Source organism: Friedmanniella luteola (genome assembly GCF_900105065.1).
Classification (GTDB): Bacteria; Actinomycetota; Actinomycetes; order Propionibacteriales; family Propionibacteriaceae; genus Microlunatus; species Microlunatus luteolus.
This window is the reverse complement of sequence record NZ_LT629749.1, coordinates 2582293-2606450: the sequence shown is the minus strand read 5'-3', so window position 1 is coordinate 2606450 and position 24158 is coordinate 2582293. Positions and strand designations below refer to the sequence as shown.

At 73.0% G+C, this 24158-nt stretch carries 22 protein-coding genes and 1 tRNA gene; 14 read left to right on the top strand and 9 right to left on the bottom strand.

The window, feature by feature from the left end:
- Positions 1-5: 5 nt before the first annotated feature.
- Complete coding sequence (locus BLT72_RS12295) at positions 6-1283, bottom strand: multidrug effflux MFS transporter (protein ID WP_231930018.1); 1278 nt, start codon at positions 1281-1283, stop codon at positions 6-8.
- On the bottom strand, positions 1280-2179 hold the full coding sequence (locus BLT72_RS12290; RefSeq protein WP_091413155.1) for a helix-turn-helix transcriptional regulator: 900 nt from the start codon (positions 2177-2179) through the stop codon (positions 1280-1282). The genes BLT72_RS12295 and BLT72_RS12290 overlap by 4 nt, the downstream gene beginning before the upstream one ends.
- 102 nt (positions 2180-2281) lie before the next feature.
- Between BLT72_RS12290 and BLT72_RS12285 the strand changes: the two genes are divergently transcribed.
- A complete protein-coding gene (locus tag BLT72_RS12285) occupies positions 2282-2824 on the top strand; it encodes a cyclophilin-like fold protein (protein WP_091413154.1) in 543 nt (180 codons plus the stop codon).
- A 100-nt stretch (positions 2825-2924) separates the two neighbouring features.
- On the opposite strand, the gene BLT72_RS12280 is transcribed toward BLT72_RS12285, so the two are convergent.
- Together BLT72_RS12280 and BLT72_RS12275 are read right to left on the bottom strand one after the other, a co-directional pair.
- The gene (locus BLT72_RS12280; protein ID WP_091413153.1) at positions 2925-4544 is read right to left on the bottom strand and encodes an ABC-F family ATP-binding cassette domain-containing protein; all 1620 of its coding nucleotides are present in this window, start codon (positions 4542-4544) and stop codon (positions 2925-2927) included.
- A 364-nt stretch (positions 4545-4908) separates the two neighbouring features.
- Entirely contained in the window at positions 4909-5343 is a 435-nt protein-coding gene (locus BLT72_RS12275; RefSeq protein ID WP_091413152.1) for a hypothetical protein, read from the bottom strand.
- A 402-nt stretch (positions 5344-5745) separates the two neighbouring features.
- On the opposite strand from BLT72_RS12275, the gene BLT72_RS12270 reads away from it, so the two are divergent.
- Positions 5746-6462, top strand: coding sequence for a GAF and ANTAR domain-containing protein (locus BLT72_RS12270; RefSeq protein ID WP_091413151.1), 717 nt, complete (start codon positions 5746-5748; stop codon positions 6460-6462).
- Positions 6463-6539: 77 nt separating this feature from the next.
- Positions 6540-7289 carry a GAF and ANTAR domain-containing protein gene (locus tag BLT72_RS12265; RefSeq protein ID WP_231930017.1) on the top strand — a complete coding sequence of 250 codons (750 nt, stop codon included), beginning with the start codon at positions 6540-6542 and terminating at the stop codon, positions 7287-7289.
- A gap of 885 nt (positions 7290-8174) precedes the next feature.
- Here the strand turns inward: BLT72_RS12265 and BLT72_RS12260 are convergent.
- Together BLT72_RS12260 and BLT72_RS12255 are read right to left on the bottom strand one after the other, a co-directional pair.
- Positions 8175-9056, bottom strand: a complete 882-nt coding sequence (locus BLT72_RS12260) for a CPBP family intramembrane glutamic endopeptidase (protein WP_197677010.1) — start codon at positions 9054-9056, stop codon at positions 8175-8177.
- Positions 9053-9694: a CPBP family intramembrane glutamic endopeptidase gene (locus tag BLT72_RS12255; protein WP_157720471.1), complete on the bottom strand. Its 642-nt coding sequence runs from the start codon at positions 9692-9694 to the stop codon at positions 9053-9055. The genes BLT72_RS12260 and BLT72_RS12255 overlap by 4 nt, the downstream gene beginning before the upstream one ends.
- A gap of 340 nt (positions 9695-10034) precedes the next feature.
- On the opposite strand from BLT72_RS12255, the gene BLT72_RS12250 reads away from it, so the two are divergent.
- Both BLT72_RS12250 and BLT72_RS12245 read left to right on the top strand, forming a co-directional pair.
- Positions 10035-11201: a sensor histidine kinase gene (locus tag BLT72_RS12250; RefSeq protein ID WP_091413149.1), complete on the top strand. Its 1167-nt coding sequence runs from the start codon at positions 10035-10037 to the stop codon at positions 11199-11201.
- Complete coding sequence (locus BLT72_RS12245; protein WP_091413148.1) at positions 11198-11881, top strand: response regulator; 684 nt, start codon at positions 11198-11200, stop codon at positions 11879-11881. The genes BLT72_RS12250 and BLT72_RS12245 overlap by 4 nt, the downstream gene beginning before the upstream one ends.
- Positions 11882-11960: 79 nt before the next feature.
- Here BLT72_RS12245 and BLT72_RS12240 read toward each other — a convergent pair whose 3' ends face one another.
- Positions 11961-12632 (bottom strand): hypothetical protein, encoded by a 672-nt coding sequence (locus BLT72_RS12240; protein ID WP_091413147.1) that lies wholly within the window; start codon positions 12630-12632, stop codon positions 11961-11963.
- A 274-nt stretch (positions 12633-12906) separates the two neighbouring features.
- On the opposite strand from BLT72_RS12240, the gene BLT72_RS12235 reads away from it, so the two are divergent.
- The 6 genes from BLT72_RS12235 to BLT72_RS12210 all read left to right on the top strand — a co-directional run bounded on the left by BLT72_RS12235 (position 12907) and on the right by BLT72_RS12210 (position 18456).
- Positions 12907-14100 carry a sensor histidine kinase gene (locus tag BLT72_RS12235; RefSeq protein WP_091413146.1) on the top strand — a complete coding sequence of 398 codons (1194 nt, stop codon included), beginning with the start codon at positions 12907-12909 and terminating at the stop codon, positions 14098-14100.
- Positions 14097-14765 (top strand): response regulator, encoded by a 669-nt coding sequence (locus BLT72_RS12230; protein WP_091413145.1) that lies wholly within the window; start codon positions 14097-14099, stop codon positions 14763-14765. The genes BLT72_RS12235 and BLT72_RS12230 overlap by 4 nt, the downstream gene beginning before the upstream one ends.
- A gap of 130 nt (positions 14766-14895) precedes the next feature.
- A complete protein-coding gene (locus BLT72_RS12225) occupies positions 14896-15795 on the top strand; it encodes an ABC transporter ATP-binding protein (RefSeq protein WP_091413144.1) in 900 nt (299 codons plus the stop codon).
- Complete coding sequence (locus BLT72_RS12220) at positions 15792-16526, top strand: ABC transporter permease (protein ID WP_091413143.1); 735 nt, start codon at positions 15792-15794, stop codon at positions 16524-16526. The genes BLT72_RS12225 and BLT72_RS12220 overlap by 4 nt, the downstream gene beginning before the upstream one ends.
- 11 nt (positions 16527-16537) lie before the next feature.
- Complete coding sequence (locus BLT72_RS12215; RefSeq protein ID WP_091413142.1) at positions 16538-17290, top strand: hypothetical protein; 753 nt, start codon at positions 16538-16540, stop codon at positions 17288-17290.
- 14 nt (positions 17291-17304) lie between these two features.
- The gene (locus tag BLT72_RS12210) at positions 17305-18456 is read left to right on the top strand and encodes a serine hydrolase domain-containing protein (RefSeq protein WP_091413141.1); all 1152 of its coding nucleotides are present in this window, start codon (positions 17305-17307) and stop codon (positions 18454-18456) included.
- Positions 18457-18708: 252 nt separating this feature from the next.
- Here the strand turns inward: BLT72_RS12210 and BLT72_RS12205 are convergent.
- Together BLT72_RS12205 and BLT72_RS12200 are read right to left on the bottom strand one after the other, a co-directional pair.
- Positions 18709-18782: transfer RNA gene (locus BLT72_RS12205), tRNA-Met, on the bottom strand.
- A gap of 72 nt (positions 18783-18854) precedes the next feature.
- On the bottom strand, positions 18855-19988 hold the full coding sequence (locus tag BLT72_RS12200; protein ID WP_172826067.1) for an FUSC family protein: 1134 nt from the start codon (positions 19986-19988) through the stop codon (positions 18855-18857).
- A 56-nt stretch (positions 19989-20044) separates the two neighbouring features.
- Between BLT72_RS12200 and BLT72_RS12195 the strand changes: the two genes are divergently transcribed.
- The 3 genes from BLT72_RS12195 (at position 20045) to BLT72_RS12185 (ending at position 24149) form a co-directional block, all read left to right on the top strand.
- Positions 20045-20815, top strand: a complete 771-nt coding sequence (locus BLT72_RS12195; RefSeq protein WP_091413139.1) for a ThuA domain-containing protein — start codon at positions 20045-20047, stop codon at positions 20813-20815.
- A complete protein-coding gene (locus BLT72_RS12190; RefSeq protein ID WP_231930016.1) occupies positions 20812-21915 on the top strand; it encodes a Gfo/Idh/MocA family protein in 1104 nt (367 codons plus the stop codon). Before BLT72_RS12195 ends, BLT72_RS12190 begins: the two co-directional genes overlap by 4 nt.
- A gap of 194 nt (positions 21916-22109) precedes the next feature.
- Positions 22110-24149, top strand: a complete 2040-nt coding sequence (locus BLT72_RS12185; protein ID WP_172826066.1) for a SpoIID/LytB domain-containing protein — start codon at positions 22110-22112, stop codon at positions 24147-24149.
- Positions 24150-24158: the final 9 nt, after the last annotated feature.

Genomic DNA, 24158 nt, shown 5'->3' with positions numbered 1-24158 from the left:
ACGTCTCAGCGTCGCGCGAGCACCAGCAGCCCCAGCAGGGACACGGCAGCGCCGGCGATCATCAGGACGGCCATCGGGACGGCGGTCTGCTCACCGCCGAGGCCGGCCAGGGGGGCGATGGTGCCGGCGGCGACCCACTGGACGAACCCGAGGAGCGCCGAGCCGGTGCCGGGGTGGTCGGGGACCTCGGCCGAGGCCAGGGCTCCGGCGTTGCCGCCGATGAGGCCCTGGGCGGTCATCAGCACGAAGAAGCTGGCGACCACCACCGGGAGCGGCGTGTCGAACCAGAGGGCGCCGATCAACATGGCAGCGCCCGCGGCGAGGGCGGCCACCTGGCCGACCAGGATGACCGACCGGGTGGCCACCCGGCCAGCGAGGCGGGCGGCCACCAGGGCTGCGACGGTCATGCCGCAGGCGTTGGCCGCGAAGTCGACCGAGTAGGCGACGGGCGACAGGCCGTTCATCGACTGCAGCACGAACGCCGAGGTGGCGACGTAGGCGAACAGCGCGCCCATGGCCGACCCGCAGACCACCAGGTACCCCACGTAGCGGCGGTTGCGCAGCACCTGCCGTCCGGCGCGGGCGAAGGCGCGGAGCCCGCCGCCGTGGCGGCGGGCCGGCGGCAGCGTCTCGGGCACCGCGGCCAGGACGCAGCCGGTCATCAGCACGCCCAGGCTGGCGACGACCCAGAAGGACACCCGCCAGTCCGAGAGCTGCAGGATGACTGCGCCCAGGAGCGGCCCGACGATCGGGGCGATGCCGCCGACGCCGGCGATGACGTTCAGCACCCGCACCAGCCGGGCGCCGGTGGCCAGGTCGACGACGACGGCTCGGCCGATCACCATGGCCCAGCCGCCGGCGAAGCCCTGGACGAAGCGGGCGGCCATCATCACCCCGATCGTCGGGGTCAGCGCGCACGCGATCGAGGCGAGGGTCATGACCAGCACGGCGGCGAGCAGGGGTCGGCGGCGACCGCGCTGGTCCGAGACGGGGCCGCCGACCAGCTGGCCGAGGGCCATGCCGACGAAGAAGGTGGTCAGGGTCAGCTGGACCTGCGTGGCGCTCCCGCCCAGCTCGGCCGCGACGCGGGGGAACGCCGGGACGTACATGTCCGTGGCCAGCGGTGCGATGGCGGTCAGGAAGACCACGGTCGCCACCACGGCAGAGGTGAGGCGGGCCTGGCCAGGGTCGAGGCCCGGCTCGATCTCGGGGTGGTCGCCCAGGTACTCGCAGTCGGGGCAGTAGCCGAGGTGCGCCGGGGCGGTCGTCGTCGGCTCGTTCACGGCTGCAGGCCGACGACCGTCCCGTGGGTGGGCCGACCCCCCTCGTCGGTGGCGGCCCAGGAGGCCAGCAGAGCCAGGGCCTCCGCGGTCGGGGAACCCGGTTCGGCGGCGTAGATCGTGAGGCTGAGCCCGGGGTCGGCGCGGAGGTCGGAGCTCAGGTAGCTGAGCTCGAGGTCGCCGACGACGTGGTGGTGGTAGTGCTTGACGCCGGAGCCGTGGGTGCGGACGTCGTGGGAGCCCCACCGCCGGCGGAACGCGTCGCTGCAGGTGGAGAGCTCGCCGACGAGGTCGTGGAGGTCCTTGTCGTGGGGGTGCTGGCCGGCGGCGGTGCGCAGGTTGGCCACCGACATGTCGGCGGCCAGCTCCCAGTCGGGGAAGAAGCGTCGGGCCGCTGGGTCGAGGAAGGTGAAGCGGGCGAAGTTGGGCGGCCGGGTCGGGTCGGCGAGGAGATCGGCGTAGAGGGCGCGGCCCAGGTGGTTGGCGGCCAGCAGGTCGGACCGTTCGTTGCCGATGATCGCCGGGCCGGTGGTGATGGCGTCCAGCACCCACTGCAGGGCCGGCCGGACGCTCCACGCCCTCCCACCGCCACGACGTGGCCGCATGGCCGCGCTGGTGCCGTCGGCCGCCTGGGCGAGGAGGAACAGGTGGCGGCGCTCGGCGTCGTCGAGCCGCAGGGCGCGGGCCAGCGCGTCGAGGACGCCGGCTGAGACGCCACCGAGGGATCCGCGCTCGAGCTTGGCGTAGTACTCGACGCTCACCCCCGCCAGCGAGGCGACCTCGCTGCGCCGCAGACCCGGGACGCGGCGGTGCCCGAACTGGGGCACACCGGCCTGCTCAGGAGTGACCTTGGCCCGCCGCGAGGTCAGGAACTCGCGGACCTCCGTTCGGTTGTCCATGGCGACGACCCTAGGACGGCCGTCGCGGAGGAGGAATGCCCTCGGAGTACACCCATCGACGGTGACTTCTGCACCACCGGTGGACCGACTTGTCTGGACGGCATGAACACCGTCGAGCGCCGCTCCCGGGCAGACCTCTGCCGCGCGGCCGCGCTGATCCCCACCACCGCGCTGCTCGTCGTGGCCACGCTGGCGCTGGCCGCCGTCGACCGGGCGCTCCCGCCGGTCCCCGCCCCCGTCGCCGCGCCCACCGTCGGCCGTCCGGCCCCGCCACCGGCAGGTCAGACGCGGGCGGTGCTGCAGCTGGCCGACGGCCCGGTCGACATCGCGCTCGAGGACACGTCAGCAGGCCGGCAGCTCGCAGCCCTGCTGCCACTGCGGCTGACGTTCCGCGACCCGATGGGTCAGGCGAAGTCAGCCCGGCTGCCGCGCCCGCTCACCGTCCCGGGCTCCGACCGGGTCCTCGACCCCGAGGGAGGCGCGCTGTACTACTGGCCGCCCAGCCAGGACCTCGCCATCCTGTACGACGACCTCGGCCAGACCGTGCCCCCGCCCGGTCTGGTCCGGCTCGGCACCGTGACGAGCGGCCTGACCCTGACCGCCTCCGCCGGGATCCGGTTCGTCGCGCTCCTCCGACCGGCCTAGCGCGGCGGTCGGGCCCGCGGACCGGGCCGCGGGACCGGTTCCGGGTGGGCAGGAGGGGAGCGAGGCGACCATGGCGTGCCCGGTCCGGGTCCGGGCGGGCTCAGCCGGTCCCCGGCTCCGCGTCGGCTGCCGGGTCGACGGGGGTGAGCCCGCCGTCAGCGTCCAGGGCGAGCACCGTCGTGGGGTCGAGGCGTCGGACGAAGGCGTCGTCGTGGCTGACGACCAGCAGGGCTCCTCGGAAGGCGGCGAGGGCCTCGACGAGGTGGGTGACGGTGCCGACGTCCAGGTTGTTGGTCGGCTCGTCGAGGACCAGCAGCTGCGCCGGCGGCTGCCGGAGCAGGAGGCGGGCGAGGGAGACCCGGAAGCGTTCGCCGCCGGAGAGGGTGCTCACCGGCCGGTGAACGCTGTCGCCCCGCAGCAGGAGCCGGCCGAGCTGGTTGCGCACCGTTCCGGCGTCGAGGGCGGGGGCGGCGAGCCGGATGTTCTCCACCGCGGTCAGGTCGTCGTCGAGGTCGTCGAGCCGCTGCGGCAGGTAGCCGACCCGGTCGGTCTCCAGTCGACCGGAGGCGCGGCCCGGTTCGGGGTTCCGGCGCTCGACCAGCTGGCGCAGCAGGGTGGACTTGCCGACGCCGTTGGGACCGACGAGCACGACCCGCTCCGGCCCCTGCACCACGAACGTCCGGTCGCCGCCCTGCAGCGCGGCGATCCGGCGCCCCCGGGGCACGTCCGGGTCGGGCAGGACCAGGCTGACGTGCTGGTCGGTGCGGACGTGGGCGGCCGCGGCGGCGTGCGTGGCCTGCGCGTCCTGGAGCCGGTCGTCGAGGCCGGTCCGGAGCTTGCCGGCCGCGTTCTGGGCGTCGGAGGCGCGACCGTTCATGACGATCTTGGCGGCCTTCTTGTTGGCCCGGTTGGTCTGCGCGGTCCGGGCCCGCCGGGCCAGCTTCACCTCCGCCTCCTGGCGCCGCCGCCGCTCGACCTCGAGGGTCTGCTCGGCGGCGCGGACCGCCTGGGCGGCTGCGGCCTGCTGCTGGTCGAGGTGGCGTCGCCACGCGTCGTACGGGCCGCCGAAGGTGGTCAAGGACCCGGTGTGCAGCTCCGCGGTGGTGTCGAGCACGTCGAGCAGCGCGGTGTCGTGGCTGACGACGACGAGGGTGCCCGGCCAGGCCCGGACGATCGCCCGGAGCCGGGCCCGGGCGTCGCGGTCGAGGTTGTTCGTCGGCTCGTCGAGGAGGGTGACCGGGTGGCGGAGCAGCCGCAGTCCCAGGGTGGCGACGAGGACCGCTTCCCCGCCGGACAGCTGCTCGACCCGGCGGTCGAGCGCCGCGTCGGCCAGGCCGACCTCGGCGAGCGCCGCGGCCGCCCGGCTCTCGATGTCCCAGTCGTCGCCGAGGGTCTCGAAGTGCTGCTCGTCGACGTCGCCGGCCTCGATGGCGTGCAGGGCGGCCACCTTCGGCGTGATGCCGAGCAGGTCGGCGAGGGTGGCCTCGCGGGTGAGCGTCACCGTCTGCGGCAGGTGGCCGACCGAGCCGGTCGTGACGACGGCGCCGGCGGTCGGGCTCAGCCGGCCGGCGACCAGCCGGAGCAGGGTGGACTTGCCGGTGCCGTTGTCCCCGACCAGACCGGTGCGCCCGGTGCCGAAGGTGGCGTTCAGCCCGGACAGCACGACGGTGCCGTCGGGCCACTCGAAGGAGAGGTCGTGCAGGGTGATGGCGCTGGGCATGGAGCTCCTCGCGGGGGTGCGGCTCGGACGGGGTCGGTGGGACGACCAGTCCGGCGGGGCGCGCGGCAGCAGGGTCCGGGTCGGCAGGACCAGGGGGTGCAGGGTCGGGCAGGGGTGCGGCGGCTGCGGCATGGGCGCTCCGGGGTCTCGGCGGGTGCGCCGGGACCGGAGCCGGGGGGTCAGCTCAGGGCGTCGGCGCCGGGGAGTGGCGCGGAACCGGTGGTGCCCGTCATGGCTGTACCTCGTGCTCGGGGATGCTGGCGACCATCCTGGCGGCCCCGCCCCGTCAGGGCAAGCGGGTCACCCGGCACGCGCGGCGACGACGCCCTGGCGACCGCGTGCCACCGCGCCACCGCGGCGGTCCTCACGAGGACAGCCGGTGCGTGCGCAGGACCTCCAGCGGCTCCGGTTCCTCCGGGCCCGGCTCCGCGCCGTCGACGACGGCGTCGTCCTCGCGCCCGACCACCGCCACGGAGTAGCCGGCGTAGCTCAAGGTGGCGCACAACCGCACCAGGGGCGTCCCGCCGCTCGCCGACGGCAGCGTCAGCTCCGCGACGTTCAGGACCACCTCGGCGGCCTCGGTGCTCGCCAGCATCGTCGCCAGGGCCCGCGCGGCCCGTCGGCACAGGAGCCCCCGGAGGCCGACCCAGGCGGTCCCGGAGTGGTTCCAGACGGTCACCTCGAGGTCGCCGGCCCGGGCCCGGTAGACGTGCCGGCGGCCCTCGCCCCAGGTGCTGGCGTCGTAGCGAGGGGGAGCGGGCACCGAGCGGTCGTCGAACACCGACAGGAGGGCGAGCACGCGGGAGTCAGGAGGGAAGGGCAACGCAACCGCCGGGCGGTCGTCAGTCGTGGTGGTGGTGAGGGCGAGGCGCCAGGCGGCACGAGGCAGCGGCCGGGGCGAGTCCCACAGGGCTGAGGTGGTCAGCACCACGATCAGATCGCGCGCGACCGAGCACTGTCAACGCGGGCGGGATCGTCCCGTCGGTCGGGGTGCTGAGGGCCGGCCGGGCAGGGTCGCCGCCGCCGCGCCGGCCGCTCGCGCTGGTGCCCACCGGCCCCTCGAACTAGAGTCGCTCGCGGCGGCCCGGTCGATCGTGTCCTCGGTTCGACGCGGGAGCACGGACGCGGGTGACAGCACGCTCGGTGGACGACGCGCTGTCTCCCGGCGATCGAGCGGCGAAGGATGGGGAGGAACGGAGACATGGCGAACGCGGATCGCGTGGCGATGATCCTTGCCGAGCTCCAGGCGTCCGAGCCCGCGGGCGGTGGTCTCGCCGACCGCCTCGTGCGCATCGGGCGGGAGGCGATGGACGTCACCGGGGTGGGGCTGTCGGTGATGACCAGCGATGCCGCCCCCAGTGCGGTCCTGGCGGCGACCGACGGCCAGGCGGGCGCGATCGAGGAGCTGCAGTTCAGCCTCGGGGAGGGTCCGTGCGTCGAGAGCGTCCGCACGGGCCGGCCGGTCCTGCACGGCGACCTGGCCCTGACGGGCTCGTCGCTGTGGCCGGGGTTCACCGCCGGCGCCCTGGACGTCGGCGTCGCCGCCGTCTTCGCCTTCCCCCTCCAGGTGGGCGCCATCACGCTCGGGGCCATGGACTTCTCGCGCGACGCCGTCGGGCCGCTCACCGACGTCGACGTGCGGGAGGCGATGGCGCTGGCCGGCGCTGCGACGGCGGTCCTGCTGCACCTCCAGCTGAACTCCGGACCAGGGGAGGTCCACGTCGACCTGGCGGACAGCCTGGTGGACCGTGCCGTCGTCCACCAGGCGACGGGCATGATCGCCATCCAGATCGAGGCGGACCTCGCGGACGCCCTCACGGTGCTGCGCGCCCGGGCCTTCGCCGACGGACGCCCCATCGTCGAGGTCGCCCGCGACGTCGTCGCCCGGAACCTGAGGTTCAGCCATGACCACCGATGACCGCCGGAGTCACCGGAGCCCGGGCGGGAGCCTCGCGGCTCCCGCCAGCACCCCAACCCGAGGACAGGTGGACCGACATGGTGTCGCGTGAGATCCGGATCGCCCAGGTCTTCGTCCAGCTGGCCGACACCCTGGTCGGGGACTTCGACGTGGCGGAGCTGATGCTCGAGCTGGCGGAGGCCTGCATCGAGCTGCTCGCCGTGGATGCGGCCGGGCTGATGCTCGTCGACTCCAGCGGTGAGCTGCGCCTGGTCGCCTCGGCGCCCGACCTGATGCACGACCTCGAGGTCTTCGAGCTGCAGAGCGAGGAGGGCCCGTGCCTGGACACCATCCGCACCGGCAAGGCGGTCATCAACGTCGACGTCCGCCAGGCGCGGGAGCGGTGGCCGCGGTTCACGGCCGAGGCGCTCGAGGCCGGTATCAGGTCGACGCATGCCCTGCCCCTGCGGTTGCGCGGCGACCTGATCGGTGCGGTGAACATCTTCTCGAAGGCGGAGCAGCGCCTGTCCGACGGCGACGTCGCCCTCGGCCAGGCGCTGGCGGACGTGGCCACCATCTCGCTGCTGCAGCAGCGCACCGGGCGGGACCCGTCGATCCTGGCCGAGCAGCTGCAGGTGGCGCTCAACACGCGGATCCTGATCGAGCAGGCCAAGGGTGTGCTCGCCGAACGCACCGGGCTGCACCCGGCCGCCACGTTCTCGTACCTGCGCGCCCACGCCCAGCGCCACGGCGAGCCGCTGCACGCGGTGGCCCGGCAGGTGATCGACGGGCGGCTCTCCACCACCGAGGTGATCCCTGCCGAGAGCCCCAGCGAGCCCAGGACCTGACGCCACGCGGTCTGGCCGGAGCCGCCGGTCGGACCGGCCCGGCGCTCCGAGGTGCTCCAGTGCGGACGCGACGTCGACACAGCGCCCCAGCAGGTCCCCGAGTCTGCGGAACCTGCGGCCGCGCGCACCCGATCGGGCGGAGCTCCCGGCGGGATCGCTGCCCAGGACGAGATCAGGGCCAGGCTCCCCGCTGGGGAACCTGGCCCTGATCTGTCCTGCTTCGTAGCGGGGAGACCGCGCAGATCTGCGATCGCGCTGTTGGCGGAGACTGCTCTCTCGCGTGCTGTGAACCCTGCCCAGGCATCTGCCACCCCTTCGACTTCCTCCGATCGAACCACAGGGGTCGGACATCTGGGCGAGAGGAACCGAGATGGCTCAGGGATCGTCGCTGCCGGTCCGGGGCGGCCCCTGCGGGCCGCGCCGATCGTTCCTGCTGCACGTCCTCGGGTTTGATCGGCACCCGGGCAGGCACTGCTGAGTACAGGCCCTGTCCGAACTCCGGCAGACCCGGCCAGGCGGCCTGGCCCTGCCCGTCCTCCGCGCGCTCTTCTCACGAAATCCGGGCACATCCGCGGAGCAGACATGGTGAGCACCACGTCGGGATCACTCACGACGACCTGGATCGGACGCGCGCTATCGCATGGTCGGTCCGCGAACGGTGCTGCGCTGCTGCGGCTGACTGTCGTCGCTGCCCCGTCAGCGGCGACCGTCAGGTGGCTCTCCACTCTGTGCATGGTCAGGGCGTCGCACGCGACGGCCATGCCAACCGCACGATCGTGGCGGATCCAGCAGTCGTCCATGGTCGACTCTGCTGATTGGCAGGACCGCACGACAAAAGCCCGGGCCCACGTCGGAGGCGCGGCCTCCGGCGATCTCGGAGCGCGGTCATCGCAGCACGAGCGCGACGACGAGGATGCTGAAGTAGAGGCTCTGCGCACTGTGGACGACGATCCCGATCAAGGCACTGCGGTACCTCTTGGAGGGGTAGGCGACGACGAAGCTGTCGAGCAGGGTTTGGGGGATCACCCAGGGCACGTGAAGGTGGTAGAGCGCAAAGAGGACCCCGTTGGCGGCCCAGTCCCAGCGTCCGAAAACGCCTTGCATGCGGGGGAGGAGAAGGCCACGGAAGAGCAGTTCCTCCCCCAGGACCGTGTTGAGGATCTGCAGCGCGAGGATGATCGCGAGCCAGCCCCAGTTGGAGGACAGGAAGGTCTGTCCGGTGGCGGACTGCAGGAACAGGCCCATGTCGCGGGCGGCTGGCGTGGGCAAGGTAGGCAGGAACTCCTTGGCCGCGAGGCCGATGATCAAGGGGACGACGACCAGCCAGATCCAGCCGCCGCGCCTTCCGCCCTTGGGGCGGCGTGGTGCTTGGAGCCACAGCGCCTCCTTGAGGACCGACCACCGCAACGAGCCCTGCTCCCGGCGGACCAGGAAGAGCACGACCACGAACTGCCAGAACAGCCCGGCGGTCAGCGCGAGGATGAGCGCGCGGGGCAGGGCGGTGGGACCGGCGAAGCCGTGCGCGAGGAGGGGAGCCACGATCCAGGCCATGGCGGCCATCGGCAGGGCTGCGGACGCCCAGGTGGCGAGGATGCGTGTCGGGCTGTACTGCGGTAGCGGGGTGGGATCCCCGGGGGTGGGGCGGTCGGTCGGGGCTTCGACCGAGGGGGGCGTCGTGCAGGCCATGGTGGTGCTGCTCCTGATCGCGGTGGCGGGTGATTGCGCGTGAATGGGCAGGGCGGCGCGCGTGGCCTCGTCGGTGGTCACAGGACGAGGGTGAGCGTGGTGACGGCGACGAGCAGGCTCGGAGCCGTGTGGACGATGAGCCCCATCCAGGTGCTCTGGAAGCGGCGCGTGGGGTAGGCCAGGTTGAGGACGCCGTCGAGAAAGCTCTCGGGCATGCTCCACGGCTGATGGAGGTGGTAGAGGGTGTATGCGGCGCTGCTCGCCAGGATGTCGGCGCGGCCGAACACCCCGCGCATCCGCGGCAGCAGGAGTCCTCGGAACAGCAGCTCCTCCACGATGGGGGAGAGGAACGCCACGGCGATGAGCAGCGCGAATCCGGCCCAGTTGCCGTGGAAGTAGTTCGTCACCCGGTCGGTGAGGATGGCCTCGGGGAAGTCGCGGGGGAGCGGGCCGGTGGGATCCAGGGGCAGCGCGTTGACGCCCGCGGAGAGGACGACGAACGGGAGCACCCACCACCACGTGCGACCGCCGACCCGCTCGGTCTTCGGGTCGCGGGGAGCCCTGAGCCAGAGCGCGTCGCGGACGGCGGGCCAGGCGAGGGAACCCTGCTCTCGTCTGACGAGGGCCAGCACCATGACCAGCATCCACACCAGTCCGAGGTTGAAGCAGATCATGAGGGCGTCGATGAAGGGGTCGCGGCTCCGCAGCCAGTGACTCATCCACGGAGTGACGACCCAGCCGAGAAGGCCCATCGGAACGGTCGCCGCAGCCCAGATCCCCAGGATCTGGCGCAGTGAGTACTGCGGGAGGTCGCGGGTGCCGTCGTCGGTGGTCCCAGCCCCGAGAGGGGGTGCTGCCGTTGCTGTCATCGTGCTCCCCTTTGCCGTGACGGCCGGAGCGGGCTGCGGCCGAGGTGGACACTGAAAGATGCTTCGACGCTAGGAGCGGCGGGTGCGGACCACATCGCCGGAAAGCGGTGTTCGGAGTCCCCCGCGGCGACGACTCCGTCTCCTCCTCAGGTAGGAGGTGGGCGGTCGGGGCGGGCGGTACGTTCCTCTGGTGGGACGCTGGGGGTTTCTCGCGCGGAACCATGCGCTCGACGCCGTCACCGTGTTGCTGACCATCACGAGCGTTCTGGAGCTGATGATCGGTGGCGACGCGCCGACTGCGCCGGAGATGTCGCTCGGGCTCGAGGCGGTGGCCCTGGTGGCCATGGTGTTGCCGTTGTTCGTGCGACGCCGCTTCCCGTTTGGTGCGCCGGCGGCCTACTGGCTGCTGGCGGCGGCGATCTCCTTAGCTGACGGGCCGCTGATCCCGTCTGTCAACAGCGTGTTCGTGCTCGGGATGGCCGCCGCCTTCCTGCTGGGCAACGTACGCGACCCGCGGAAGGGCCGCATCGGGCTGGTCCTCGTGCTGGCGTGCATGGTGGTCGTCATCAGCAACCTGCCTGGACACACGATCAGTCAGCTGGTCTTCACGCCGCTGCCTTTTGCCATCTCCTGGCTGGCCGGCTCCATCCTCCAGGAGCGCGTCCTGCAGGCTGAAGCGGCGGAGGACCGGGCCGCCCGCGCGGAGAAGGAACGGGACATGGTGGCTCGGGTCGCCGTCGCGGAGGAGCGTGCACGGGTCGCCCGCGAGCTGCACGACATCGTCGCCCACGCCATCAGCGTGATGGTGCTGCAGGTGGGCGCTGTGCGGCACGGACTCCCCGCTGGCATGGCTGATCAGAGCGATGCGCTCCGCGGGGTGGAGCGGGTCGGGCGCACCGCCTTGACCGAGATGCGCCGACTCCTGGCCGCGATGCGTCCGGAGGGGGAGGCGCCCGAGCTCGAGCCGCAGCCGGGCCTCGACAACCTGAACGCGCTGATTGCGGAGATCGGGCGCGCCGGGCTCCCCGCCAGCTTGGAGGTGCGGGGGGAGCGGGTACCCCTGCCACAGACGCTCGACCTCTTCGCGTACCGGATCGCTCAGGAGGGCCTCACCAACGTCCTGAAGCACGCCCAGGCGCACCAGGCCGCGTTGACGCTGGACTACCAGCCCGGGGCCTTGGAGATCGAGGTGCGGGACGACGGCGTGGGGGCGTCGGCGAGCGACGGTTTCGGTCGTGGGCTCGTCGGCGTGCGCGAGCGCGTGAAGATCTACGGCGGCGAGATGAGCGCCGGCCCCGCAGGCTCTGGCGGTTTCGTCCTGACCGCCCGCCTCCCTATCGGGCCGGACCAGCCATGAGCATTCGTGTCCTCGTGGCCGACGACCAGTCCATGGTCCGCGCCGGATTCCGCATGCTGCTGGCCAACGAATCCGACATCGAGGTCGTCGCCGACGCGAGCAACGGCCTTGAGGCGGTCGCCCGCGCTGCCCGGCTGCGCCCGACCGTGGTTCTGATGGACATCAGGATGCCCGAGCTCGACGGGCTGCAGGCCACGCAGCGCATCATCGCCGCCGACCGCACCGCCCGGGTGCTCATCCTGACCACCTTCGCCCTCGACGACTACGTGTACGAGGCGCTGCGCGCCGGAGCCAGTGGCTTCGTCCTCAAGGACGACCCGCCCGAGCAGCTGATCGCGGCGATCCGTACGGTCGCCGCCGGCGATGCGCTGCTCTCGCCCGCCATCACCAGGCGCGTGATCGAGCAGTTCACACGCATCCCCCGCTCGACACCGCCACCAGAACTCGAGCACCTGACCCAGCGCGAGATCGACGTCTTCCGCTCTGTCGCGCGGGGACTGTCCAACCTGGAGATCGGCCGCGAGCTCTTCATCAGCGAGATGACCGTGAAGACCCACGTGACGCACATCCTGCAGAAGCTCAACCTCCGTGACCGCGTCCAGGCGGTCGTGCTGGCCTACCAGACCGGGCTCTTCGACGCTCGCCCGGTGGCCCACCAACCGGAGCATCCCCCGACCTGACCATCCACCTGCCTCTGCTTGCGCGCCCGCCGCCTGCCCTCACCAGGCGGCTGTGGTCGGCGAAGTCCCAGGCGCAGGGTCACCCGGCCGCCGGTCCGGAACCGCCGCCTGCGGCACCGGAACGCGGGAGCACGCCGAGAAAGCTCAGGACCGCCATCACCGCTACCAGCACCACGAACGACAGAGGGCCGATCGACTCCAGCGGGCCTCGAGGCCGGCCCATCGCCTCCAGCAGCAGCCGGGAGAGGCACGCGAGCGACACCACCGCGCCGAGGACCCCGAGTGCAGGCAGCCGACGCCCGAGGCGCCACGCCACAGCCGCCCCGAACGCCACGATGCCCAGGAACAGGAGGTCGTCGCCCCAGGGAATCAGCCCGTTCCAGGTGCCCGCGCGGCCCGGCGCGGCCGGGTTCGCCACGAGCGCGAGCACCAGCGTCAGCAGGCCCGGCGTCACGGCGCAGACCGCGACGACCATCCCGATGCCGCCGACCAGCCGATCGACGGCCCGTAGGCGCCACCCGTAGGCGCCGAGCATCACCGCACCCGTCAGCCCCAGCAGCTGGAGCGTGATGATGAAGCCGCGATGCGCGCTGTAGAAGGCAGCGACCACGGGGGCGCTGTCGCCGACATCAGGCAGGGCAGCGGCTCCTTCGGTGCCGAGGAGTAGAACGATGAAGCTGAGCGCGAACCCGGCCCCCCACCGGTCAGGCGTGCGTGCGGAGCGAGGGACGGTTGCGGTGTCGACCACCATGGTGCTGTCCTGCCTCTCGCTGGTGCGGGATCGCGACCAGGATCTCGTGAACGTTCCTCCAACGCGGCCCGCCTGTCCATGGTCGGATCCTCCGCCGACGGTGATCTCACCGTGCCTCCAGCCCAGCTCGCGGTGACGTCCGTCTCGGCCGGGTTCGAGCGTCCCGCGCGAAGTCGACGGCCCGGCGCCGCCGCCGACCGGGGTGCTGGCCGCACCGGAACCGTCATCGCCGCGGACCCGGGACAAGCCGCTCCGGCGCTGCTTTACTGAGCAGATGTCGGCCGACCGGCGGGAGGCGCTCAGGGTCGTGCCGCCGACGCGGGCGCGGCTCGTCGACCTGTTCCTGGCCGTGGTGTCCGGCTACGCCGCCTGGCTGCTGGCCTCGGAGATCACCCAGGCACTTCCGCCCGCAACGCGATGGACGGCCCACGTCCTGGCAGTGCTGCACGGGGGAGTGGTCGCCCTGCGCCGGATGGCGCCCTTGCCGTGCCTGGGCGGGCTGCTCGGCACGGCTGCCGCCTTCGGCCTAGTTCTGCGGCTGCCCGTCTACATGCTGGGGCCGGCGGTGCTGTTCGTCGCGTACGCCCTCGGCAGCGAGTTCCCGCGGCGCCGGGCGGCCGTCCTGCTGGGGTGCACCGAGGTCGCGCTCGTGCTGCTCCTCGCTCTCAGCGCCGGCTTCCCGGGGTGGGACTCCGTCGTGCTCTTCGCCGCCCTGGTGGCCGCGGCCTGGTTCCTCGGCACCCTGGCCCGCCGCTGGCAGAACCTGGCCCGCGAGAGCGCAGAGCGGGCGTCCGAGCTGGAGCAGGCGCGAAACGAGCTCGCCCGGCACGCCGTGGCGGCCGAGCGACTGCGGATCGCCCGCGAGCTGCACGACGTCGTCGCACACAGCATGAGCGTCATCGCCATGCACGCCGGGGCGGCGCGGCTGGCGGTCGGCAAGAAGCCGGAGCAGGAGCTGGCCGCCCTCGACGTGATCGAGCGCGCGAGCCGGGAGGCACTGGCCGAGATGCGACGACTGGTCACGGTCCTGCGGGACGAGGACGCCGGAGCCGCCGCACGCGGTCCCGCTCCGGGCGTCGCGGAGCTGCACACCCTCGTGTCCAGGGTCGTGGAGGCCGGCGTCACCGTCGACGTGCGGACGGAGGGCGATCTCGAGCACGTCCCGGCCGGCGTGTCCCTCGCCGCGTACCGGGTGGTCCAGGAGGCCCTGACCAACGTGGTGCGCCACGCCGGCGCCACCCGCGCGCGGCTGGAGGTGCAGGCGGGCGCCCAGCTGCTGGCGATCCGGGTGGAGGACGACGGCGCCGCGACCGGCTGGAAGCCTGCGGCCACGAGCGGCGGGGGTCACGGGGCGATCGGGATGCGCGAGCGGCTGGAGCTCTACGGGGGCACGGTCTCGGCCGGACCGCGGACGGGCGGCGGCTGGTGCGTCGAGGCGAGGCTCCCCTACGTGACGGGCGATCGATGACGCGGGTGGTGATCGCCGACGACCAGCCGCTGGTGCTGGCCGGCCTGCAGGCGATCTTCGCGCACGCCGACGACATCACCGTGGTCGGGGAGGCCGGGAACGGACGCGCAGCGGTGGACCTCGTCCGCTCCCTCGAGCCGGACGTGCTGCTCACCGACATCCGGATGCCCCTGCTGGACGGCATCGAGGCCACGCGGATGATCAAGGCCGACGCGACGACGGCTGCCGTGCGCGTCCTCATCCTGACGACCTTCGACGCCGACGAGTACGTCTACGCGGCACTTGAGGCGGGGGCGAGCGGGTTCCTGCTCAAGGACGCTCCGCCGGAGCGGGTGTTCGACGCGGTCCGGGTGGTGGCCGCGGGGGAGGCGCTGCTGGCCCCGGCCGCCACCCGGCGGCTGATCGAGGCGTTCGTCCAGGCCCGCGGGCACGCCCGGCCCGACGCCATGCGGCTGCTGGCCGGCTTGACGGACCGGGAGCGGGAGGTCGTGGCGCTCGTCGGCCGCGGCCTGTCCAACGCCGACATCTCGGCCGCGCTCGTGGTGAGCGAGGCGACCACCAAGACCCACGTGTCGAGGGCGATGGCCAAGCTGCAGGCCCGGGACCGGGCCCAGCTGGTGGTGCTGGCCTACGAGAGCGGGCTCGTCCACCCCGGCGGCAGCTGAGCATCCCCTTCCGGGATGAGACGGCTCCAACCGGTGCGGTAGGCCGAGAGCCCGCTCCGGGCTGACGAGGTTGAGCGGTCCCGTTCCTAACGTGGAGAGCACATCGCACCACCCTCGGGAAGGAAGGGCCATGGCCGCTCTCTCGGTGCACGGGCTCAGCAAGCACTTCGGCCGTGTCACGGCCGTCGACGACCTCAGCTTCGAGGTGGAAGCCGGCACCATCACCGGGTTCCTGGGCCCGAACGGGTCCGGCAAGACGACCACCCTGCGGATGCTGCTGGGTCTGGTGCACCCCTCGGCGGGCGTCGCGCTGGTCAACGGGGCGCCCTACCCCGAGCTCCGCCGGCCCGCGTTCACCGTCGGCGCCGCTCTCGAGGCGACCGGCTTCCACCCAGGACGGACGGCCCGCAACCACCTCCGGATCCTCGCCCACCCCAGCGGGATACCGACCTCCCGGGTCGACGAGGTGCTGGCCGAGGTCGAGCTGGCCGACGCTGCCCGCCGCAGGGTCGGCGGCTTCTCGCTGGGGATGCGCCAGCGACTCATGCTCGCCGGCGCCCTGCTGGGCGACCCGGCCATCCTCGTCCTGGACGAGCCGACCAACGGGCTCGACCCCGCCGGTGTGCACTGGCTACGTCAGCTCCTGCGCCGCCGCGTCGAGCAGGGCGGGACCGTCCTCGTCTCGAGCCACCTGATCGCGGAGCTGGCCTTGTCGGCGGACTCCGTCGTCATCGTGAAGAACGGACGGCTGAAGATGCAGGGCAGCGTCCGCGAGCTGACCGGCGACACCGGCAACACCGTCCGCGTCAAGACGCCGCAGGCGCAGAAGCTGCACCAGATGCTCATCTCCCGCGGCATCACCGCTGAGCTCGCCCCGCCGGACGGGGTGATCGCCCGTGGGGTCACCACGCAGCAGGTGGGGGAGGCCGTCGCGGCCACGGGCCTCGTCGTCTACGAGATGCAGGCGGAGCGGCACAACCTCGAGGACGCCTTCCTCGAGCTCACCGGGACCGGACCGAGCGCGTCATGACCACCCTCATCCGGACCGAGCTGTTGAAGCTCTACTGGACCCGGGCAACCTGGGTCTTCCTCGTCGTCGCCGTCCTGCTCGTGCTGGTCCGCCTCGAGCTCCTGCTCGCCGGCCTCGGTCGCGTCGGGGCTCCGACGCCCGGCAGCCGCGAGCTCACCCTCGCCGTCCTGGGAACCAGCGGCGTGGGGATCTTCGTCATCACCCTCCTCGGCGTGGTCAGCGTCACCCGGGAGTTCCACAGCGCGACGTGGACGTCGACCTTGCTGGCCAGCCCGGACCGGACTCGGGTCGTCGTCGCGAAGGTGGTGGCGGCAGCGCTCACCGGGGCGGCGGTGGCGGCACTCCTCCTGCTCGTAACAGTCGTCCGGGCGATGGCGGCCGGCGCGGTGCACCTCAACCCGGACGGTGCGTTGGTCTGCGCCATCCCGGGAGGGCTGCTGACCGCCGCATGGTGGGCCTGGCTCGGCGTCGCCGTGGGCCTCCTGGTCCGCAACCAGACGGCCGCCCTGATCCTGCCGTTGGGTTGGATGCTCGTCGTCGAGACCCTGCTGCCCGCCTACGGCTTGGACGTCCTGGTGCCGTGGACACCAGGCGGGGCCACTCGGGCGATCTCCGGCGACATCGCCGCCGGACTGCTACCCGTCTGGGCAGCGGCGCTGGTGCTGCTCGGGTACGGGACCGCGCTGACGCTGCTCGGCGCCCGCCGCCTCGTCCGCTCCGACGTCAGCTGAGCAGGCGCATCGTGCCCGCCCTGCGCACCCTCGTCCGCTCCGAGCTGCTGAAGCTCGGCACCACCCGGATGCCTTGGCTCCTGGTGCTCGCGACCTCGCTCGCCACCTTGGTGCTCGCGGTCCAGCCGATCGCCCGGGCCGGCCGTGGGGGCACCCCGTCCCTGGGCACCGCCGGTGCCGCGCTCGGGGTGCTCGACGCCATGGGCCAGGCTGCGCTCGGGGCACTGCTGCTCGGCGTGCTCGTGGTCACGACCGACTTCCGGCACGGGACCGTCGCCACGTTCCTCCTCCAGGCGCCCGACCGGGTCCGGCTGCTGGTGGCCAAGGTGCTGACCGCGCTCCTGCTGGGTCTTGGTCTCGGCCTCGTGTCCCTGCTGGTCGTCTCGGCCCTCGGCATCCTCAGCGGCGCGTGGGCCGGCGGTCTCGTCAACGCGTCGACCGCCCTGGCGGGCTTCGGGTTGCTGCTCACCTACCCGCTGTACGCCCTCCTCGGCACCGCCGTCGGCGCCCTGCTGCGCCGCAACCAGCCGCTCGCGGTGCTCCTTCCGCTCGTCTGGGTGTGGGGGATCGAGCCACTGGCCCTGTCCGGGCTGCCGCCCGCGTCCCTCCGCTGGTCGCTCCACGGTGTGACAGCCGCCGTCCAGAACGCTGGCACCCTGCCCTTCCTCCTCCCGGTCTGGGCGGGTGGCGCGGCCCTGCTCGGCTACACCGTCCTGCTTCTCGGCGCAGGGGCCCTCCAGCTGCACCGCAGCGACATCACCTGAAGGGAGCACCCACCATGGCGACAACACCCCGGTCGACGACCCAGCGCGTGCTCGGCGCCGTCCTGACCGCAGCACTGCTGGTCACCGCCGCAGCAGCGTGCGGCGCCGTGCAATCCGCCGGCCCCCAGCAGCAGACCCCGCAGGCGAGGCAGGCACTGCTCGACCGCTGGCGCTCCCGCGCCGACGTCCCGGCGGTCGTCGCCGGTCTCGATGACGCACACGGCACGACGTGGGTCGGGGCCAGCGGGAGCCCGGAGCGGGGGAGCGCGACCCCGGTCAGCACCTCCGCCTCCTTCCGCACCGCCAGCATCACCAAGGTCTTCGTCGCCGTGGTGACGCTGCAGCTGGTGGAGGAGGGCCGGCTGCGCCTGGACGACCCCGTCGCCCGCTACCTCCCCGACGTCAGCGCCGGGCGGGTGACGGTCCGCGAGCTGCTCAACCACACCAGCGGCCTCCCCGACTACTCCCAGGCCGCCGGCCTCGGCAAGGAGTTGCTCGAGGACCGGAACCGGCGCTGGTCGACCACCGAGGTGCTCGCCCTCGTCGCGCACGACAAGCCGCAGTTCCCCCCAGGCACCGGCTACCAGTACTCCAACACCGACTACGTCGTGCTGGGCGAGGTGATCCGCGTCGTCACCGGCACCAGCTGGGCGCGGCAGGTGCGCCAGCGCCTGCTCGACCCCTTGCAGCTCACCCACACCTTCATCGCGGGGCTAGAGCCGGCGCGCGCAGCGGTGCTGCCCGGCTACTTCGACGCCGACAATGACGGGGACGAGGAGAACGTGGAGACCGGGGGGCCTTGGCTGGCCCTGGAGACCTCGGAGGGGCCAGCGGGCGCCCTCATCTCGACAGCTGCCGATCTCCTCGCCTTCGGCGACGCGCTGTTCCGCGGCCACCTGCTGCGGCCCGCCACCCTGATGGCGATGGTGGCCGAGGGGCCGTTCCACCCTCGCAACAGCAACTACGGTCTCGGCCTGGAGATCCTCCGGCCCGACTACCGCACCGTCATCTGGGGCCACGGCGGCTTCCTGCCCGGTTTCCGGTCCGTCCTCTGGTACGTGCCCTCCCGGGACGCCGTGATCGTCGTCCTGACCAACGACTCACTGGCCAACCCGCCCGACCTGGCCGAACTGATCATGCGAACTCTCACACCGGGGAATGCCTGAACGACCACGTGCCGACGCCACTGTCCAGAAGCCGGCGAATCTCAGGGCAGCCACCCTCACCGGAGTGACCAAGACCAGGGTCGACGCCGAGGGTCCGAGGCCGAAGGACCCGCCGTCAGCCAGGCCTCGACGCCGGGGTGGGCGGTGCTGAGGGAGGCAGGAGCTCGAGGGCGGTGCGGCGCTGACCAGTGGAACCCGATTGCCGGATGCAAGAACGGCCCGCACAGTCACCTGTGCGGGCCGTTCCGTTCGTAGCGGGGACAGGATTTGAACCTGTGACCTCTGGGTTATGAGCCCAGCGAGCTACCGAGCTGCTCCACCCCGCGCCGCTGAGCAGAACACTACCCAGTCCCCACCAGGATGCCAAATCGGGGAGCCTGGGGCCTGTGGTCCGGGGCTCAGTCCACCTCCGGCACCAGCTCCCGGGCGTCCTCGGTGGGCAGGCCGGTGAGCTCGAGGAGGTCGACGATCATCGAGCGCGCCTGCGCCAGCACCGCGACGGCGGAGAGGGTGTGCGGGAGCTCCAGGTGGGAGCTGACCTCGCCGAGGGCGACCAGCTCGTCACGGGCGGAGCGGGGGAGCCGGCCCTGCTCCAGCTCGACCGACATCGACCGGGCCGCAGCGCCGAGGCGGCGCAGCAGGTCGAGGTAGCCCGGCGGCACGTGCTGCTCCCGCCAGACGAGCACGACGGCGCGGCGGGCCAGCACGCGGAGGTTGCGGCTCGCCCGGTCGAGCGGGTCGAGCAGCTGGGCGTAGGCCTGCACCTCGCTCAGCTGCCGGCGCCGGAAGGGGGAGTGCCGGATCACGGCCAGGCCCTCCCGGTTGGCCTCGGCCAGCGTCTGGAGCTGGTCCTCGGTCGCCCGGGCCCGCTCCAGCACCCGGTCGGCCGCGGCCTCGTCGTCGAGCCGGAGCGCCGTGGCGGCCTCCTCGAGCGTGGCCGCGACCTCGGCCAGGATCGAGGCGGCCAGCTTCCCGGGCCGGCGCAGCGGTGAGCTGGGGGCGATCGTCGCCACCAGCAGCGCGACGACGCAGCCCACCACGGCGTCGAGCCAGCGCTCGAGCCCCTGGTTGGGGTCGGGCAGCAGCAGCGTCACCACCAGGGACTGCACCCCGGCCTGCGTCGTCATCAGCTGGCCGGCGCCCAGCAGGGTGGCCAGTCCCATCGACACCCCGACCACCAGCACGACCTGCCAGGTGCCCTGGCCGAACAGCTGGACGAAGAGGTCGCCGACGGCGATCCCCACGGCCACGCCCAGGGCGATCTCCAGGCCGCGACGCATCCGGTGGCCGAAGGTGCCGCCCAGGCAGATGATCGCGGCGATCGGGGCGAAGAACGGGTTCGAGTGCTGGAAGAGCTCGCTGGCCAGCAGCCACGCGAGGCCGGCGGTGACCGCCGTCTGCGGGATGAGGAAGCCCCGCGAGCGCAGCCGGGACCACCGGGCGTCCAGCGACCGCCGACCCAGCCGGGTGGTCCGCTCGCTGAGGTCGAACGCACGCAGCTTCATCTGCTGGACCGAGAAACCCGACGCCATGCCCGACATGATCCCGGTGCACGAGCTGTCGGTGCGAACGGGCAGACTAGGGGACCGTGAACTCACCGATCCGCGTCACCGTATGGGGCGAGAACTTCCACGAACACAGCGACCGCGACCGCGCCGGCATGGCCGAGCGCTACCCGCAGGGCATGCACGGCGCCATCGCCGCCGGGCTGAGCGAGCTCCTCGGGGACCAGGTCGAGGTCCGCACCGCCACCCTCGACCAGCCCGAGCACGGTCTGACCGACGAGGTGCTGGCGTCCACCGACGTCCTCACCTGGTGGGGCCACGCCCGGCACGCCGCCGTCGACGACGCCGTGGTCGAGAAGGTGCACCGTCGGGTGCTGGGCGGGATGGGCCTGCTGGCCCTGCACTCGGCCCACTTCTCCAAGATCTTCATCAAGCTCATGGGCACCACCTGCTCCCTCCAGTGGCGCAACTCCGCCGACACCGAGCTGGTCTGGAACGTCTCGCCGGCGCACCCGATCAGCCAGGGCGTTCCCTCGCCGATCGTCATCGACGAGCAGGAGATGTACGGCGAGTACTTCGACATCCCCGCGCCCGACGAGCAGGTCTTCCTCTCCACCTTCTCCGGCGGCGAGGTGTTCCGCTCCGGCTGCACCTGGCGCCGCGGCAAGGGCAAGGTCTTCTACTTCTCCCCGGGCGACCAGGAGTACCCGGTCTACCACCACCCCGACATCAAGCGGGTGCTGGCGAACGCGGTGCAGTGGGCCCGGCCCGACCAGGCGGCCGACTTCGTCGCCCCGCAGGTCGTGAACGAGCCGGCCCCGTACCTCGCGGGCGGCAAGGCGATCCGCGCGTGAGCGCGGGCCCGGAGAGCCGGAAGCTCCGCGCCGGCGTCGTCGGCCTCGGTTGGGCCGGCCGCCAGCACATGGCCGCCTACGCCGGGTCCCCGGACGTCGAGCTGGTGGGCTTGGCCGGCCTGGAGGCCGAGCCGATGCAGGAGCTCGGCGACCAGTACGGCATCGCCGCCGAGCAGCGGCACGCGGACTGGCACGACCTCATCGCGCACGGGGGGCTCGACGTCGTCAGCATCGCCACGCCGACGACGCTGCACGCCCCGATCGCCGTCGCGGCGCTCGACGCCGGCCTGCACGTGCTGAGCGAGAAGCCGATGGCCGAGAACGCGACCGTCGCGCAGACGATGGTGGACGCGGCCAAGCGCAACGGCAAGGTCCTCGACGTCTCGTTCAACCACCGCCGCCGTGGCGACGTGGCGGCCCTGAAGAAGATCGTCGACGCCGGCCTGCTGGGCGACATCTACTACGCCAAGGCCGGCTGGCTGCGGCGTGAGGGCATCCCCGGCCTCGGCAGCTGGTTCACCCGGCGCGCCACCGCCGGCGGCGGCCCGCTGATGGACATCGGCGTGCACATGCTCGACATGGCCCTGCACCTCCTCCGGGAGCCGGCCGTGACCTCGGCGACCGCGGCGACCTACGCCGAGTTCGGGCCCCGCGGCCGCGGTGGGTCCCCGTACGCCTCGACCGGGAAGACGGGCGTCGAGAGCAGCGCCTACGACGTCGAGGACCTCTCGACGGCGTTCCTCCGGCTCGAGGGCGGCGGCACCCTGCTGCTGGAGTCGAGTTGGGCGCAGTGGATCCCGCGGGACCAGTGCTACGTCACGCTCTACGGCTCCGAGGGCGGAGCCAGCATCGAGTGGGGCGGCAGTCCTTCCGACCCGTACCGGTCGCTGGACATCTGGACCGAGAAGGACGGCGTCCCCGCGGTCCTGCAGCCCAACGTGCCGCCGGACGGCCAGCACACGGCGGCCGTGCTCGACTTCGTCGCCGCGGTGCTGGCCGGCGACGTCGAGGGCCACCAGGGGGACGAGGCGCTGGTCCGGGCCGCCGTGGTCGACGCGTGCTACGCCTCGGCCGAGCAGGGTTCCGAGGTCCAACTCTGAGCTGAGGTCCCGACACCCTGCGTCGCCATCGGCGCAGCCCACCCGAGCCGCCCCACCCCTGCCCCGAACGGGCAGGGACGGGCGGCTCGGGTCTTTCGTCCCGGATGTCCCCTCAGCCCCAGGAAAGTTGTTGCGCCTCTGGCGTGTCGAGTTGACCTCGGGCAGGCTGGGCCCACCCGAACGAATGGATGGTCATGTCCTCCCCGACACGCGCCGTCACCACCGTCCGGAGCCGTGCGGGGCGGCTCTGGGGCGGCGCGGTGGCTCTCAGCCTGCTCACCTCCCTGACGTTGCTCTTCCCCCCGACGGCCGCGGCCGACTCGGCGGTGGCGCCGGCCCGGGGCAGCTTCACGATCCGCGGGGCCGGCTTCGGCCACGGCCACGGGATGTCCCAGTACGGCGCCTACGGGGCGGCGCAGCAGGGCCGCACCTGGAAGCAGATCCTCGCCTTCTACTACCCCGGCACCACGCTGACGACGATGCCCACCGGCACGACGATCAAGGTGCTGCTGACCGCCGACAGCGACGGCGACCTCCGCGTGCAGCCGACGAAGGGCCTCCAGGTCAGGGACGGCGAGGGCGGCCGGTACACCGTGCCGACGGGCGCAGCCCACACTTCGTGGCGGATCAGCCGCAAGGGCGACGGCTACCAGCTGGCCTCCCTCGACGCCGCTGGTACCTGGAAGACGCGGGCCACCGGCCTCGGCGGCGGCACGTGGTCGTTCTCCTCCTCCGCGAAGGTCCTGACGCTCGTGCGGCCCGGCGGCTCGACCCGGGCGTACCGGGGATCGCTGGCGCTGGTCCGCAACGGCTCGGGTGGCCGCACGGTCAACACCGTCCTGCTCGAGGACTACGTGCGGGCCGTCGTGCCGGTCGAGATGCCGACCTCCTGGGCGGCCGACGCGGTGCGCAGCCAGGCCGTGGCCGCCCGCTCCTACGCCGTCCGCACCCGGGACTTCTCCGACCGGCCCGGCTACGACATCTGCGACACCGACACCTGCCAGGTCTACGGCGGCAAGCGCGCCGAGACCGGCGGCGGCGACGCGGCCGTCAAGGCGACGGCAGGCCGGGTCGTCAGCCAGGGCGGGCGGGTCGCCCTCACCCAGTTCGCCTCCTCCAACGGCGGCGCGCTGGCCGCCAGCAACCTGCCCTACCTCGTGGCCAAGGCCGACCCGTACGACGGCGTCATCACCTCCCAGGCCTGGTCGCGCACGCTCACCGCAGCCGCCATCAGCCGGTCGTGGCCCTCGGTCGGCACCGTGCAGCGCCTGCAGGTCACCCGCCGGGACGGGTCGGGCGCCTGGGGTGGCCGGGTCGAGAAGATCACGGTCACCGGCAGCAAGGGCTCGGTCACCGTGGGCGGTGAGACCTTCCAGTACCGCTTCGGGATGCGCTCCTCGCTCTTCACCGTCGCGGGGGCCAGCACGGGTGGCACCGCCCCGACCCCGCCGCCACCGGCGCCGACCACGCTGGAGCCGGGCCCGGCCTACGCCAGCCACCCCCGGACCTACAGCTCGGCGTCGAGGGCCGACCTGCTGCTCGTCAGCGGCAGCACCCTGCGGCGGTACCCGGTCGTCAGGGGCGTCCTGCAGCCGCCGGTCACCCTCGGCACGGGGTACGGCTCCGCCACCCACGTGCTCAACGCCGGGGACTGGAACGGCGACGGCTACCAGGACGTCATCACCCGCTCCGGCGACGGGACGCTGCTGCTGCGTCGCGGCTCCAGCACCGGTCGGCTCGCCGCCGGGGTGGACATGCGCTTCGGCGGCGGCATCCGCACCCTCGCGGCCGTCGGCGACGTCACCGGCGACCGCCGGCCCGACCTCGTCAGCATCAGCCCCGCCGGCAACCTCTGGCTGCACGCCGGCGACGGCCGCACCGGCCGGGCCCGCCTGACCAAGCTGGCCAGCGGCTGGCAGGACCGGGACGCCCTGCGCGGCCCGGGCGACCTGACCGGGGACGGGCGCCCGGACCTGCTCACCGCCCGGGGCGACCGGCTGTACCTGCACCGCGGGACGACCGGTGGGTTCGGGGCGGCGGTGTCGCTCGGCACCGGCTGGTCGGCCTACCCGGCGATCACCGCGGTCGGCGACCTGACCGGCGACGGGCGGGGCGACGTGGTGGCCCGGACGCAGGCCGGTGAGCTCATGCTGTTCCGAGGTGACGGGAAGGGCGGGCTGGGCGCGGGCACCACGCTCGCCGGCCGCTACAGCGGCACCCGCTTCGCCCTCTAGCCCCGCCCG